This is a genomic window from Streptomyces sp. M41(2017) (assembly GCF_002078175.1).
Classification (GTDB): domain Bacteria; phylum Actinomycetota; class Actinomycetes; order Streptomycetales; family Streptomycetaceae; genus Streptomyces.
Genome location: NZ_MWFK01000001.1, coordinates 1,878,440 through 1,893,351 on the forward strand (window position 1 = coordinate 1,878,440; position 14,912 = coordinate 1,893,351).

The 14,912-nt window shown below is 73.7% G+C and carries 7 protein-coding genes; 4 read left to right on the forward strand and 3 right to left on the reverse strand.

Annotation, left to right across the window (positions count from 1 at the left end):
* Window positions 1-79: 79 nt before the first annotated feature.
* Window positions 80-1,444: an NAD(P)/FAD-dependent oxidoreductase gene (locus B0675_RS08235; RefSeq protein WP_081218174.1), complete on the reverse strand. Its 1,365-nt coding sequence runs from the start codon at window positions 1,442-1,444 to the stop codon at window positions 80-82.
* Between the two features lie 372 nt (window positions 1,445-1,816).
* On the opposite strand from B0675_RS08235, the gene B0675_RS08240 reads away from it, so the two are divergent.
* Together B0675_RS08240 and B0675_RS08245 are read left to right on the forward strand one after the other, a co-directional pair.
* A complete protein-coding gene (locus tag B0675_RS08240) occupies window positions 1,817-2,590 on the forward strand; it encodes a TetR/AcrR family transcriptional regulator (RefSeq protein ID WP_081218175.1) in 774 nt (257 codons plus the stop codon).
* A 316-nt stretch (window positions 2,591-2,906) separates the two neighbouring features.
* Window positions 2,907-5,057, forward strand: a complete 2,151-nt coding sequence (locus B0675_RS08245) for a sigma-70 family RNA polymerase sigma factor (protein ID WP_081218176.1) — start codon at window positions 2,907-2,909, stop codon at window positions 5,055-5,057.
* A 159-nt stretch (window positions 5,058-5,216) separates the two neighbouring features.
* Here the strand turns inward: B0675_RS08245 and B0675_RS08250 are convergent, their stop codons facing one another.
* Together B0675_RS08250 and B0675_RS08255 are read right to left on the reverse strand one after the other, a co-directional pair.
* A complete protein-coding gene (locus tag B0675_RS08250) occupies window positions 5,217-8,708 on the reverse strand; it encodes a BTAD domain-containing putative transcriptional regulator (RefSeq protein WP_081218177.1) in 3,492 nt (1,163 codons plus the stop codon).
* 419 nt (window positions 8,709-9,127) lie between these two features.
* Window positions 9,128-11,233, reverse strand: a complete 2,106-nt coding sequence (locus tag B0675_RS08255; RefSeq protein ID WP_081218178.1) for an asparagine synthase-related protein — start codon at window positions 11,231-11,233, stop codon at window positions 9,128-9,130.
* A gap of 875 nt (window positions 11,234-12,108) precedes the next feature.
* On the opposite strand from B0675_RS08255, the gene B0675_RS08260 reads away from it, so the two are divergent.
* Complete coding sequence (locus B0675_RS08260; RefSeq protein ID WP_081218179.1) at window positions 12,109-13,533, forward strand: MFS transporter; 1,425 nt, start codon at window positions 12,109-12,111, stop codon at window positions 13,531-13,533.
* A 92-nt stretch (window positions 13,534-13,625) separates the two neighbouring features.
* Window positions 13,626-14,861 carry an L-2-hydroxyglutarate oxidase gene (lhgO, locus tag B0675_RS08265; RefSeq protein ID WP_241539735.1) on the forward strand — a complete coding sequence of 412 codons (1,236 nt, stop codon included), beginning with the start codon at window positions 13,626-13,628 and terminating at the stop codon, window positions 14,859-14,861.
* The last annotated feature ends 51 nt before the right edge of the window (window positions 14,862-14,912 follow it).

Here is a 14,912-nt window from a genome sequence, read left to right on the forward strand (position 1 = left end):
GTGGACCAGTCTGGCAGTCTGACCGACCGGGCCGACATCTGTCAGACGCCGCCCCAGCCGGTGGAGTTCCTGCGTCCGGTCAGGACGACCCCTTCGGGTCGGTCGGAGGCTTTCCACCGGCCGCGAGTTCGAACTCCGCACGGGGGTGTTCGAGTGAGCCGAGGGACACGATCTCCCGCTTGAAGAGGCCCGCAAGGGTCCATTCGGCGAGCACGCGGGCCTTGCGGTTGAAGGTGGGCACCCTGCTCAGGTGGTAGACGCGGTGCATGAACCAGGCAGGATAGCCCTTCAGCTTGCGTCCGTAGACGTGTGCGACACCCTTGTGCAGGCCGAGGGAGGCCACCGAGCCGACGTACTTGTGGGAGTACGTCTCCAGGGGTTCGCCGCGCAGGGTGTGCGCGAGGTTGTCGCCGAGGACCTTCGCCTGGCGCACGGCGTGCTGGGCGTTGGGCGCTGTCTCCTTGCCGGGTTCCGCGGTCACGTCGGGGACGGCCGCTGCGTCTCCCGCCGCCCACGCGTGCGGGGCGCCGTCGACGGTCAGCTGAGGGGTACACAGCAGCCGGCCGCGCTCGTTCAGCGGGAGGTCGGTCGCGGCGAGGATCGGGTGCGGTTTCACGCCGGCGGTCCAGACGACGGTGCGGGTCGGGAAGCGCGAGCCGTCGTCGAGGACGGCGACCCGGTCGGCACAGCTGTCGAGGCGGGTCTCCATGCGTACGTCGATGTTGCGGCGGCGCAGCTCGGTGACGGTGTACTTGCCCATCTCCTCGCCGACCTCGGGGAGGATGCGGTTCGAGGCCTCCACGAGGATCCACTTCATGTCCTCGGGCTGGATGTTGTGGTAGTACCGCGCGGTGTAGCGGGCCATGTCCTCCAGCTCGCCGAGCGCTTCGACGCCCGCGTATCCGCCGCCCACGAAGACGAAGGTCAGGGCGGCGTCGCGGATCGCGGGGTCGCGGGTGGAGGAGGCGATGTCCATCTGCTCGATGACGTGGTTGCGCAGCCCGATGGCCTCTTCGACGGTCTTGAAGCCGATGGCGTACTCGGCGAGTCCGGGGATCGGGAGCGTGCGGGAGATCGAGCCGGGCGCGAGCACGAGTTCGTCGTACGAGATCTGTTCCTCGCCGGCGCCCTCCTCCGCGGTGGCGAGGGTGGTGAGCGTCGCGGTGCGTTTGGCGTGGTCGATCGAGCGGGCCTCGCCGATGACGATCCGGCACTGGTCGAGGACCCGGCGCAGCGGAACGACCACGTGGCGCGGGGAGATGGAACCCGCGGCGGCCTCCGGAAGGAACGGCTGATAGGTCATATATGGGTCGGGGGAGACGATGACGATCTCGGCGTCGCCCCGTTTCAGTTCGGCCTTCAACTTTCGCTGGAGACGCAGAGCGGTGTACATCCCGACGTAGCCGCCGCCGACAATGAGAATGCGCGCACGTTCCTTCACCATCCCATGACGCACCCCTGTCCGGAGTTTGTCCACAGCCCCAGCAATTTGTGTGACCGGTCGCGGACAACGTACGGAGTTGGCCGATTTGCCGGAGTCCGCAGGAGAAGGCCAGGTCACGGTGGGCTAGGGGGGTACTCGGAGGGGGCGCAACCGGGACGTACCCGGCCCGTACTCCGATCGGGGGGCGCTCCGTGCGGAACCTGCCCCTTCTGAATTGACCCTCACTCAACTATGTTCGTGTGTCGACGGGGTGTAGGGGGATGCGCTCGGTGGGTCCGCACGAGGGCCCGCGCACAAGCTTGTTCCGCACGCTCCGGCTATCAATGGCGGGGAGAGTCTCCGGGGGGAGACGTCATTACCGGGGGAACGCTTATGCACATTCAGGACTCTCATTGGTCGACGGCTTCTGCCATCGCACCCGGTGGCGCGGTCGGCGCGGCGGGCGGGAACGGCCGCGGTCCGGTGGACGGATCGCGCACGACACCGCTGCGTGTGGACGCACAGCGCAACCTTGAACACGTACTGCGCGCGGCACGCGAGGTCTTCGGCGAGCTGGGCTACGGCGCGCCGATGGAGGACGTCGCGCGTCGCGCCCGGGTCGGCGTCGGCACGGTGTACCGGCGCTTCCCGAGCAAGGACGTCCTGGTGCGCCGGATAGCCGAGGAGGAGACCTCCCGGCTGACCGACCAGGCACGCACCGCGCTCGGCCAGGAGGACGAGCCGTGGTCAGCGCTCTCGCGCTTCCTGCGGACGTCGGTGGCCTCGGGCGCCGGACGGCTGCTGCCCCCGCAGGTGCTGCGGGTCGGCGTGCCGGAGGACGAGGCGGAGCCGGACGGGGCGCGGGTGCCGCAGCAGCGGTCCCAGCTCACGCCCGAGCTGCGGCTCGTCGAGCAGCGGCCCGCTCCCGAGGACGAGGTGATCGCGGCGGTGGACGACGCCGGCGCGGCCACGCTGCTCGAGGTGGTCGGCCGGCTGGTCGACCGGGCGCGCGCCGCGGGTGAGTTGCGTGCCGACGTCACCGTGGCGGACGTGCTGCTCGTCATCGCGACGGCGGCGCCCTCGCTGCCGGACCCGGCCCAGCAGGCCGCGGCCTCGGCCCGGCTGCTGGACATCCTGCTGGAGGGACTCCGTTCGCGTCCGGCGTGATCCGCGCCGGGACCACCCCGGCGCGCCCACGCCGTCCGCACGGACGGACGCCCGCACGCTCGCTCCGCCGGTACGCGCAGGGACTCCCTGCGCGTACCGGGAGCTTCCACCCTCATCCGGCCATCTCGGTGCCGGACGTCAACTCCCGTCAGCAACGTGGCCGTTGACCATTCCCCGAACGGGTGACGGTTAGTACTGCCGAGCGGCACATCCCCTCGGACGAGTGGTTGGTCCGTACGAACAGGCCCCGCTTCAGGAGCATGTGGCACTCTGTCCCGGTATTCGGGTCCGAGTGTGCAGGCGGGGGCTTTCCGCGATGAGCGTTGACGGGCGGGACGAGTCCCTCGGTGACGGTGGCGCCGACGGCGACACGGAGTCCGACGGCGCACCCCCGCACCAGGTGCCGAGTCAGGGTGGCCCGCGCGGCGGCGGCGCCGCCCACATCCCTCCGCCCGGCCCGCCGTCCGACGACGCGCCCGATCCAGGAACCGGCACCCCGGGGACCGGCACCGCACCTGCCTCCACGACCGGTCCCGGCCCGGCACCCGTCCCCGGACCCGCGTCAGCCCCTGGAACAACACCCGTCCCCGGACCGGCTTCCGGCGGCGGCCCGGCGTCCGGGACCAGACCCTCCGGAGCGGGCGCGCCGGACCCGAGCGTTCCTCCGCAGCGCGACCGGTTCGACCGGCGTGATCCCGGTGTGCTGCCACCCCCGGTGGAACTGCCGCCCCCCGACGCCGGTCTGATCGAGCGGATGCGCGCGGGCGACGACACCGCCTACGAGGAGCTGTACCGCCGGCACTCCGACGCCGTCCGCCGGTACGCCCGCACCTGCTGCCGCGACGCGCACACCGCCGACGACCTGACGGCCGAGGTGTTCGCCCGCATGCTCCAGGCCGTACGCGGCGGCAGCGGTCCCGAGCACGCCGTCCGCGCCTATCTCCTCACCACCGTGCGCCGGGTCGCCGCGAACTGGACGAAGTCCGCCAAGCGAGAGCAACTCGTGGACGACTTCGCGGTGTTCGCCGCCCAGTCCGCCCGCGGCTCCGAGGTCTCCGACGACGACACCCTCGACCTCGGTGCCGACGTCCGGGCCATGCACGAGGCCGAGCAGTCGATGGCCATGCAGGCCTTCCGCTCGCTGCCGGAGCGCTGGCAGGCCGTGCTGTGGCACACGGAGGTCGAGGACGAATCGCCCAGCGAGGTCGCCACGCTCTTCGGCCTCGACGCCAACGGCACCCGCGTCCTCGCCAGTCGCGCCCGCGAGGGGCTGAAGCAGGCGTACCTCCAGGCCCACGTCAGCACCACGCTGACGATGGACGAGGAGTGCGCTCGCTACGCCGACCGGCTCGGCGCCTACGCCCGCGGCGGTCTGCGCACCCGTGCGGAACGGGGCCTGCGCAAGCACTTGGAGGAGTGCGCCAAGTGCCGCCTCGCTGCGGGCCAGATCAAGGAGGTCGCCAGCGGTATCCCCGCGGTCGTCCCGGTCGCGGTCATCGGCTGGTTCGGTGCCGCCGGGTACGCGAAGGTCATGGCGCTGATCGCCGGTGGCGTGGGTACGGGTGCCGCCGGAGCGGCGGGCGCGGCCGCCGCGGCGAGCGGCGGCTCGGGAGGAGCGGGCGCCGGCGGAGGCGCGGCGGCCTCCGAGGGCATCGGCGCCCCGATCAAGGCGGGCATCGCCGCGGGAGTCGTCGCGGTCGCCGCCGCGGCGGTGGCACTCGCCCTCGTCGGCAACGACAGCGCGGCCAAGCGGCCCGAGGCCCGGCCGGCCGCCTCGCCCGCCGTCGAGGCGCCGGTGCCCCCTCCCGAGCCGCCCGAGAAGGCTCCCGCACCCGCGCCACCGGTCCTGAAGGCGCCCGCGCCCGCACCGACCCCGCCCCCCTCGCCCCGGCCGAAGCCCACACCGAAGCCGAAGCCGTCGCCCACTCCGCCGCCTGCACCGAAGCCCACGCCCACCCCTGCCCGCACTCCGCCGAAGCCCACACCGACACCCCCTCCGCCACCGGCTCCGGCGCCGCCACCACCGCCCGCTCCGGTCGTCTACCAGTGGAGCGAGCTGGACTACGGCGTCGCGGGCGACCACACGAAGCCCGAGATGCGGCTGGGCCAGAGCAGTTGGGTGTGGCAGCGCAGCGGGGTGTCGATCGCGAACACCGACTACGCACACGGGGTCACCGTCCACGGCAGGTCCTCCGTCACCATCGACCTCAACCGCAGCTGCACGGCGTACGACGCGATGGTCGGCGTCGACGACCTGACACTGGGCCTGGGCAGGATGCGCTTCGCCGTCTACGCCGACGGCTCCCCTGTCTGGCGGTCGCCCGTGATCGAGGGCGGCGACCGGGCGGTGCCCGTCCATGTGGACCTCACCGGTCACCGGACGATCCGGCTCGTCGTCGAACCCCGGAGTCCGTTCGCGTCGGCGGCGCTGGGCGACTGGGCGGAGTCGAAGTTCCTCTGCCAATGACGCCTCCGCACCCGGGCGGGCGACGGACCGGGGCCCCACCGCTCCAGGCCTCGGCCGCCTGAACAAGCCGCACACATGCGGTACTTGGACCGGCCAGGTCGTTCGCCGCACCGCGTCCGTTCGCCGCGCGCCAAGCTCGTTCCCCGCGCGCCGCGTCCGCTAGTCCTCGGGATACTCCCCGAGCGCCTCGGCGAGGTCGCTCTGCGCCTCCGCCATGGTGTAACCGGAGCCCTCGGCGCGCTCGGACTCGTACCGCTCGGGGCCGAGGGAGGCCCGTGCCGCTGCTTCGGTGCGATCGGCCTCCGCGCGCTCACGGGCGGCCCGCGGAAGTCCCCCGCGCCAGGTGGTGCCGGCGGCCATCAGCCGGGTCGCGGCCGGGTGGGCGTCCAGCCGGCCGAGGAAGGCCGCCGCGGCTTCGACGAGACCGGCGACCACCACGTCGGCGCACCGCTCGTCCACCGCCTCCCGCACGGCACCGCGCAGCTTCCGAAGGCCGTGCACGGGGCCGGACTCGGCTGCCGTGATCATCGCGTCGGACCAGTTCAGCGCCGCCATGAACTGCGGGGGCGGGGTGCCACGGGAACTGTCGTCCCGCGCCTCCCTCCACAGCTCGCGGGCCAGCTCGGTCCGCCCCTCGTCGAGGGCGATCTGGGCGCGCAGCGTGTTGACGAACGCCCGGGAATCGATGACGCCGTACCGGTCGGCGGCGCCGCTCGCCTCGTCGAGCAGGGACAGTGCCCTGGGCTGGTCCCCTGAGCGGTAGGCGACCTCGCCGAGCCGGGCCAGCAGGAACGGCGTCTCCGCGTACGCCCCCACCTCGAAGGCGAGCCGCAACGCCTCCGCGTACTCCCCGCGCGCCGCGTCGAAGCGGCCGCGCGCCATCGCGGCCTCACCGGCGGCGCTGCACACCTGGGCGCGCATCCAGCGGTCACCGACCCGTCGGCTGAGCACACGCAGCTCCGCCAGGTCGTCGTCCACGCCGGCCATCCCGCCCGGGGCGTCGACGACCACATGCGTACGGAACATCAGCGCGACACCGATCTCCCACTCACCGCCGTACTCACGGCAGTTGGCGACGGTCGCGTCCAACGCGGCCCGCATGTCCTCCGTGGTGCCGAGGAAGAACGCCGCCAGCGGCCAGATGATCCCCGGCATGCGCGCGGCGTCCGGGCCTCCCTTCTCGAAGACGGCCCGCACCCGCGCCACGTACTCCCGTGTCCGCCCGTCCCCCCACTCGTCCAGCGGGACGGCGTCCACCTTCATGAACAGATGGAACATGCGCAGACGCATCCGCATGCGGTGCAGCGGGTGTCGCTCGTCGCCCTCGGGGTCGTCGAGGAAGGAGGCGATCGGATCCACGCTCGCCAGCTCGGACAGGATCGCGTCGCAGGGGTTCTCGTGCGCGTGGCCCCCGGCCGTGGTGTCCAGCCATGCGCCGAGCTTCAGGACGAGGTCCATCCACTCCATTCCCTCGGTCCGGAAGTTGCGCAGCCACCAGAACCAGCCGATGGCGAGGACCAGGGCCCCGGCCTCCTCCTCGTCCTCCGCGACGAGTGAGCGGTGGAGCGCCGCCCGGATGTTGTCGAGCTCGGTCTCCAGGCGCCGCACCCAGGGGAGTTGGTCCCCCGAGCGCAGCCGCGGCTCGGCCTCCTCCACGAGGGACCGCACCCAGCCGCGATGACGCCGCTCGGCGGCGGCACGCAGCTCGGGTACCTCGGCGGCACGCTCACCGGCGTACTCGTGGATGGTCTCCAGCAGGCGGTACCGCATGCCGACCCCGGGTACGCCCGGGGCACTGTCACCGCCCCGGCCGCCCGGCACGGACGGACCGCCGTCTCCCCCGTCGAGCCCCGCGCGTCCACCCGCCCCACTGTCCTGACCGCCGTCACCGCCCCCACCGCCGTCACGGTCCTGCGTGTCGTAATGCGTGGCGACGACGAGGGACTTGTCGACGAGCGCGCCGACGAGGTCGGCGGCGGAGCCGGTGAACACGGCTTCCGCGGCCGCCATGTCCCAGCCGCCGGCGAACACCGAGGCCTCGCGCAGCACGGTCCGCTCCCGCTCGTCGAGCAGGTCCCAGGACCAGTCGACAACGGCACGCAGGGTCTGCTGGCGGGGCAGCACCGTGCGGCTTCCGGAGGTGAGCAGGCGGAAGCGGTCGTCGAGCCGGTCGGCGATCTGGCGGGGGGTGAGCAGCCGCAGCCGCGCCGCGGCCAGCTCGATGGCCAGGGGCAGGCCGTCGAGTCGTCGGCAGATCTCGTCCACGGCCACCAGGTCGGGATGCGCGGTCGCGGCGTCGGGGCGGACGACCGCGGCCCGCTCCAGGAAGAGGCGGCGCGCGGAGTCGGGCAGCAGGGGCTCGACGGGACGCACCAACTCGCCGGGGACTCCCAGGGGTTCACGACTGGTGGCGAGGATCGTGAGCCCGGGGCAGCGGGTCAGGAGGGTCTCGGCGAGGTCGGCCGCCGCTCCGATGACGTGCTCGCAGTTGTCAAGGACCAGGAGTTGGCTGCGCGGGGCGCAGTACTCGACGAGCAGGGCGACCGGGTCGGCCTGCGCCGTCGTCATCTCGTTGGTGATCAGCGCGGTTTCGCGCAGACCGAGGGCGCTGACGACCGCGCCCGGGACCGCCTCGGGCCGGTCGAGCGGTGCCAGCCCGACCAGCCACGCCTGCGAAAGCCCGGCGGCGGCTTCCTCGGCGAGGCGGGTCTTCCCCGAACCGCCCGGTCCGGTCAGCGTGACCAGGCGGGCCCTCTGCACATCCGAACGGATCGCCCCGACCTCGGGTTCCCGCCCCACGAACGAGTTCAGCCGGGGACGGATGTTGCCGGTACGCCGTTCCCGGGACGGATCCGCGAGGCCGAGCCCCGCGACGGCCCCGACCGCCGAGGCACCGCCCGACCCGAGCCGCACGTCCTGCCGTCCCGGCGCATCTCCCTGGTCCAGCAACGCCGCGTGCAGGGAGCGGAGTTCCGGCCCGGGGTCCGTGCCGAGGCCCTCCGCCAGGGCGCGGCGCACCTCCTCGTACGCGGCCAGGGCGTCCGCCCCGCGGCCCGCCTCGTGCAGGGCCCGGATGAGCAGCACGTGCAGGGCCTCGTCGTACGGGTGGTCCGCCGTCAGTCCCTTCAGCTCCGGTACGACCTCCGCGGCGCGGCCCAGCCGCAGGTCCGCCTCGACGCGACTGCGGGTCGCCTCCAGGCGCAGGGCCTCCGGCCGGGTCGCCGCCGTACGGCCGGGGAGGTCGGCGAGGGCGGGACCGCGCCACAGGGCGAGGGCTTCGCGCAGCCGGGTCGCGGCGGTGGAGGCGTCATCCTGGTCGAGCGCGGTCCTGCCCTCCGCCACGAGTCGCTCGAACACGTGCAGGTCCACGTCGTCGCGGGTGGCGCGCAGGCGGTAGCCGCCCGGCTCCGAGGTGACCGCGTCCTTCCCGACGGCTCTGCGGAGGCGGCCGACGAGTGCCTGGAGCGCCGCGGGGGCGTCCTGCGGCGGGTCGTCGCCCCACACCTCGTCGATCAGGGTGTCCGGGCTCGTCGTGCGGGCGGGGTGGCGGGCGAGGGCGGTGAGCAGCGCGCGGACCCGGGGGCCGCCGACGGTGACCAGGGCCCCCCGGTCGTCCTCCACCTGGGTGACCCCCAGAATCCTGTACCGCACGCCCCCATTCTCACCGTCCCCCCGCCCCCAGGTCACGGCTTCCCCCCGGCGAGCCCGCCAGTGCCCTGCCGCCCTCGGCCGAAGCCGGGGCCTCTTTCGCCCCCTCCGCCCCTACCCGACCCGTACCTGGGGCTCAGCCCCAGACCCCGCTCCTCAAACGCCGGAGGGGCTGAATTCCCCGCCCGCACCCGGCACACGACGAAAGGGACGCGCCCCGGCCACGCACGGCCCGCACCCGGCATCGGACGTGAGGGGCCGTGCCGGTACATCACATGCCCGTCGCGTACGCCCGGATCGAGCAGCTCCCGGCTCTCGACCCACGTCTGATTCAACGGCGACGGGCGGATGTACCGGCACGGCCCCGACCCACCCACCGCACCGCACCGCACCCGGAAACGGAAGAGCAACCGCAACCCCGGTCAACGCCGCTGCACGACCGCCCCGGCCCCCGCCCCCAACGCCCGCCCCTGCGGCACGATCCCCGCCGGAACGGCGCGCTGGCGCGCCGGCGTCCCCGTCCAGCAGGTGCCGCGCCGCGCCAGCAGCCGCCGCAGCCACAGTTCGAGCGCCACCAGATCGGCCAGCCCGTCGAGCGGCAGCGGCGATCCCTCCGCGGCGGCGCGCAGCGCCTTGCGGACGACCCGGGCCTCCACCAGGCCCGCCTGCGCGAGCAGCGGGGTGTCGAAGAGGTCGATCAGGGAGTCGGCGGCGACCCGCAGCCCCGTGCGCGCCGCCGCCGCGGCGGAGGCGTGGGACGGCGCACCCCACCCGGGGGGAAGATCCGCCACCCCGGCCCCCTCCAGCACCCTGCGCAGGATGGCCGCCCGCGCCCCGGGCTGCACCCGCAGCGCCTCCGGCAGGTCACGGCAGGCACGGACGACCTGGTTGTCGAGGAACGGCGTGTGCAGCCGCTGGAAACGGATCTCGGCGGCCTGCTCCAGAACCCGTACGTCCGCCGCGTGACGGGCGAGTGCGGCCCGCGCGCGGAAGTCGCCCGGCCGCTGTCCGGGACCGACGTTCAGACGTCCTCCGCCGCCCTGGAGGCGAACCGATACTTCGGCCAGGGCCTCACCGGTCAGCCATCGTGCGGCGGGCCCGGGTCTGGCCCAGCTCAGCGCGGCGAGCGAGGCCCCCACCGCACCACCGGGCTCGTCGAACCGCCGGTGCAGGAGGCGGTCGGCGAGGGCGTCCACCCCGGTGCGGTACGGAGTCCGGGCGAGTTTGCGGGCGGCGCCGTACACGCGCGCGGGGACCATCACCGAGCCGTCGGCCTTGGTCAACGCGGCGACGGGTCGCACCAGGTGGCGCCGCTTGCGGTCCATCAGGAGGTCGGCGAGCCTCGCGGGATGGGCGTCGAGGACCTGCCGGGCGCCGTATCCGGTGAAGTGGTCGGCGCTGCCGGAGGCGAGCCGTGCCCGGTGCCGGGCCGCCGTCACCAGGGACGGCGCGGGCTCGTCGGTGAGGGGGCCCTCCAGGTCGGCGTAGGGCAGCGTCTCCTCGCCCCCGGCGACGACCACGTGGTGCAGCCGGGGGTTCGCGGCGAGCGTCCCGGCCCGCTCCAGTTCGGCCTCGCGGCCCGGTACGGCGAGGTCGTTGAAGGTCACGGCGAGCAGTCGCTCACCGGCGCCGGTGCCGTGTCCGAGGACCGTGCCGGGCGCGCCGGGAAGTCCGGCGGCGAGCAGGGCGAGGGTCCCCGAGGCGGGCCCCCCGGAGAGGTCGGCGCCGATCCCCGGAACCGGCATCCCCCGCGCGGCACGCCGTTCGGCGGGGCCCATGCCGGGCACGGGTCCGGGGTCCACGTCGGTGCCGGGCACATGGCGGGGTGCCGAGAGCCGTGTACGGACGGCCTCCACGAGGGCGTCCCGTACGGCGTCGACGGCGCGGTCGGGGTCGGCGGTGGGCGCGGCGACGGCGAGCGAGGCGACGGGTTCGTAGCCGGCGATCTCGCGGGCCCCGGCGCGCAGGATCAGGGTGTGACCCGGCGGGATGCGCCGCACGCCCTCGTAGGGGGTGGAGTCGTGCACGGCGGCCGGTACGTCGGGGGCGGCGAGCAGGGCCGCGAGATGTCCGAAGTCGAGGTTGGCCTCGATGAGGTCGGCGAGCGGGAGCGCGGCGGTCGCGTAGGCCGTACCGCCCGCCCAGGGGGTGTAGAACACGGGCCGGGCTCCGGCGAGGTCACCGCAGACGGTGACCCGGCGGCCGACCTGGACGACCGCCGTGTAGCTCCCGGGCCAGTTGGTGAGGTGGCGGAGCGCCCCGCCGCGCGCGGCGAACAGCCCGACCCGGAGTTCCTCGTCGGAGGCGCCGCAGGTGCCGAGGACGGCGATGCGGTTCTCGGGGTCGGCCTTCACGACGCGTACCTCGTCGGGGCGCCAGTCACCCACGGCCCACAGCGGATCGGGGTCTCCCCACAGGAGTTGGGATCCCACCGGGTGCACGGTCTCGCCGTCGTTCCCGGTGGCGCCCGCCGAGCCGATCACAGGCGCTCTGGCGACGGTGCTGCTCCACCCCACCAACCATCGCATCGCCGCCTCCACAGGCTGTGGACAACCAGTGCACGTACGAACTCGGCACCATGCTGCCACGAAGGAGGCGTGGGGGAGGGCCCCTGCGACGGCTTGCGCTCCCCGAAGTGCGCCCCCGTGCCGCCGCTCGCGCCGCCACGGGGTGCCACACTCCCGACAAATGGCCCTCGCAGACGGGCACTTCACAGGGCGCCGCGTGGCCGGACCGCCACGCACCGCCGAATCACCGGCGGCGTCACACCACTTGCCCGCGGCCCGGCCTCGCGCCGCCGTACGCTTCCCGGCACTTCGGTCACCGGACCGACGGCCACCCCGCGGCCTCGCGGGCATCGCCCCGTCCGCACTCCGCACGTCACGCACCCCCGCGGAGTCGACGTGAATGCGCCCCCGATACGCTCCCCCAAGACGCCCTTAGCGCCCTCAACTGTGGTGGTGAGAGGGCTGATCACTCGCAGAACCGACCGTCGATTTTCGGCCAAATCGGCGCTCGATGGACACGTTCGGACACGCTCCGTACAGGCCCTGCGCACCGCTTCGGCAACGCACAGTCCGGGAGGCGGAGTTCGCCTCCCGGACCGGTCCGCCGCCCGCGGGGATGTAGGCGGCGGTGTCCCCCAGCCCACTGGATCCAGTACAGCGGGCCGACCCACGCACGTTCCATGGAAGCGCTCCCCCGATGGCCGGAGAAGAGCGCACGCACAGGCGCACGGCCACACACCAGGAGCACGCCGCGACCGTCCGTACAGTCGTACGGACCACAATCCCGCCAACCGGACCTACGCCCCTTAACGCTGGGGATCGGGCGAACTACGCTGGGTTTACGAATGCCGCGTGGTTATGCCAGTGCGGCAGCCGTCTGTGTCGAGGGGTGGCGCATGTCCAGGGAGCAACGCGGGCCGAACGAAAAACTCGGCGCCGTTCTCGCCCTCGCGGGAATCAGCAACGCAGGACTCGCGCGTCGCGTCAACGATCTTGGCGCTCAACGCGGGTTGACACTTCGCTACGACAAGACGTCGGTGGCGCGCTGGGTGTCGAAAGGCATGGTGCCGCAAGGCGCCGCGCCGCACCTCATCGCGGCCGCCATCGGCCAGAAACTCGGCCGTCCGGTGCCGTTGCACGAGATCGGTCTGGCCGACGCCGATCCGGCGCCGGAGGTGGGTCTCGCCTTCCCCCGTGACGTCGGGCAGGCGGTGCGCTCGGCGACCGAGCTGTACCGCCTCGATCTCGCCGGGCGCCGGGCCGGCGGTGGCGGCATCTGGCAGTCGTTGGCCGGTTCCTTCGCCGTGAGCGCCTATGCGACCCCCGCGTCGCGGTGGCTGATAACCCCGGCCGACAGTTCGGTGGCGCGCGACGTGAGCCCCGGTGAGGACTCGGGCGCACCGCTGAAAGTCGGCCACAGCGACGTGCTGAAGCTGCGCGAGGCAGCCGAGGACGCCAGGCGCTGGGACTCCAAGTACGGGGGCGGCGACTGGCGTTCGTCCATGGTGCCCGAGTGTCTGCGGGTCGAGGCGGCGCCACTGCTGCTCGGCTCCTACTCCGACGAGGTCGGCCGGGCCCTGTTCGGCGCGTCCGCCGAACTCACCCGTCTCGCCGGCTGGATGGCCTTCGACACGGGCCAGCAGGAGGCGGCGCAGCGCTACTACATCCAGGCCCTGCGCCTGGCCCGGGCCGCCGCGGACGTGCCTCTCGGGGGCTATGTGCTGGCCTCCATGTCCCTCCAGGCGACCTACCGGGGCTTCGGCGACGAGGGCGTCGACCTCGCCCAGGCCGCCGTGGAGCGCAATCGCGGCCTCGCCACCGCCCGCACGATGAGCTTCTTCCGGCTCGTCGAGGCACGTGCCCACGCGCGCGCCGGTGACGCCCAGGCGGCCGGCACCGCCCTGAAGGCCGCCGAGGGCTGGCTGGAGCGCGCGCGTGACGGCGACCACGACCCGTCCTGGCTCGGCTTCTACTCCTACGACCGCTTCGCGGCCGACGCGGCCGAGTGCTACCGCGACCTGAAGGCGCCCCGCCAGGTGCGCCGCTTCACGGAGCAGGCACTGTCGCAGCCGACGGAGGAGTTCGTCCGGTCGCACGGACTGCGCCTGGTCGTCTCGGCGGTCGCCGAACTGGAGTCGGGCAACCTCGACGCGGCGTGCGAGCAGGGCGTACGGGCGGTGGAGGTCGCGGGCCGTATCTCGTCCGCGCGCACCACCGAGTACGTGAAGGACCTGCTGCACCGCCTGGAGCCGTACGGCGACGAGCCGCGTGTGGTGGAGCTGCGGGAGCGCGCGCGACCGCTGCTGATGGCTCCGGCGTAGCCGCGGCACCGCGTCCCGCTGCCGCCGCCCCTTCGACCGGGCGAGACGCGCGGGGCGTGAATCTCGGGTTTGAGGGCATTGTCAGTGGCGCAGTGCACTATCGAAGCCGGGAGGTGGTGCAGGTGCGGAGCGCGTACGACTGCGATGTGCTGGTGATCGGCGGCGGAATCGTCGGCCTGTCGACGGCCTATGCCGTCACGCGCGCGGCGCCGGGCACCCGGGTCACGGTGCTGGAGAAGGAACAGGGCCCCGCCCGCCACCAGACGGGCCGCAACAGCGGCGTGATCCACAGCGGTGTCTACTACCGTCCGGGCTCCCTGAAGGCGCGGTACGCGGTGCGGGGCGCCGCCGAGATGGTCAAGTTCTGCGCGGAGTACGACATCCCGCACGCCGTCACCGGCAAGCTGATCGTCGCGACGGAGAAGGCCGAGCTGCCCCGCCTGCACGCCCTGGTCCAGCGCGGCAGGGAGAACGGCATTCCGGTCAGGGAGCTGGGCCCCGCCCAGATCATCGAGGCCGAGCCCGAGGTGCGCGGCCTCGCCGCGATCCACGTGGGCACCACCGGCGTCTGCGACTACGGAGCGGTGGCCCGGCAGCTCGGAGAGGCCTCCGGCGCGGACATCCGGTACGGCGCGGACGTCGTGCGGATCGACCGGCGCCCCGATCTCGGCGCCGCGGTCCGCACGGCCGACGGCACGATCGTCCGCGGCCGGGTCCTGGTGAACTGCGCGGGACTCCACTGCGACGAGACGGCCCGTCTGGCGGGCGACGACCCGGAGATGCGGATCGTCCCCTTCCGCGGCGAGTACTTCACCCTGGCACGGCCGGAGCTGGTGCGCGGCCTGGTGTATCCGGTGCCCGACCCGGCCTTCCCCTTCCTCGGTGTCCATCTCACCCGCGGCATCGACGGCAGCGTCCACGTCGGCCCGAACGCGGTGCCCGCCCTCGCCCGCGAGGGATACGGCTGGGGTGTCGTCCGCCCCCGTGAGCTGGGCGCGACGCTGTCCTGGCCTGGTTCCTGGCGGATAGCCCGCCGCCACTGGCGGTACGGCGCGGGAGAGCTGCGGCGTTCGGTGTCGAAGGCGGCGTTCACCGAGGCGGTCCGCCGGCTGCTGCCCGCGGTCACCCCGGACGACCTGCTGCCGGCCGCGGCCGGTGTCCGCGCCCAGGCCGTCCTGCGGGACGGCACCCTGGTCGACGACTTCCTGATCAAAGAGGGCCCGCGCACGGTGCACGTCCTGAACGCGCCGTCCCCCGCGGCCACGGCGTCCCTCCCCATCGGCCGCGAGGTCGCCCGCCGGGCCCTGGCGGCTCTCGCGGCGAGCTGAGGGCGGCCCGCGCCGGGCCGCACCTCCCGCGGACCGACCCGCCCGGGTCCG

What these genes read in the sequence shown, in the direction of transcription:
- B0675_RS08235 (WP_081218174.1), bottom strand. Translation starts at nt 1,444, where the DNA reads ATGGTGAAGGAACGTGCGCGCATTCTCATTGTCGGCGGCGGCTACGTC.
- B0675_RS08255 (WP_081218178.1), bottom strand. Translation starts at nt 11,233, where the DNA reads ATGCGATGGTTGGTGGGGTGGAGCAGCACCGTCGCCAGAGCGCCTGTG.
- B0675_RS08240 (WP_081218175.1), top strand. Translation starts at nt 1,817, where the DNA reads ATGCACATTCAGGACTCTCATTGGTCGACGGCTTCTGCCATCGCACCC.
- B0675_RS08260 (WP_081218179.1), top strand. Translation starts at nt 12,109, where the DNA reads ATGTCCAGGGAGCAACGCGGGCCGAACGAAAAACTCGGCGCCGTTCTC.
- B0675_RS08245 (WP_081218176.1), top strand. Translation starts at nt 2,907, where the DNA reads ATGAGCGTTGACGGGCGGGACGAGTCCCTCGGTGACGGTGGCGCCGAC.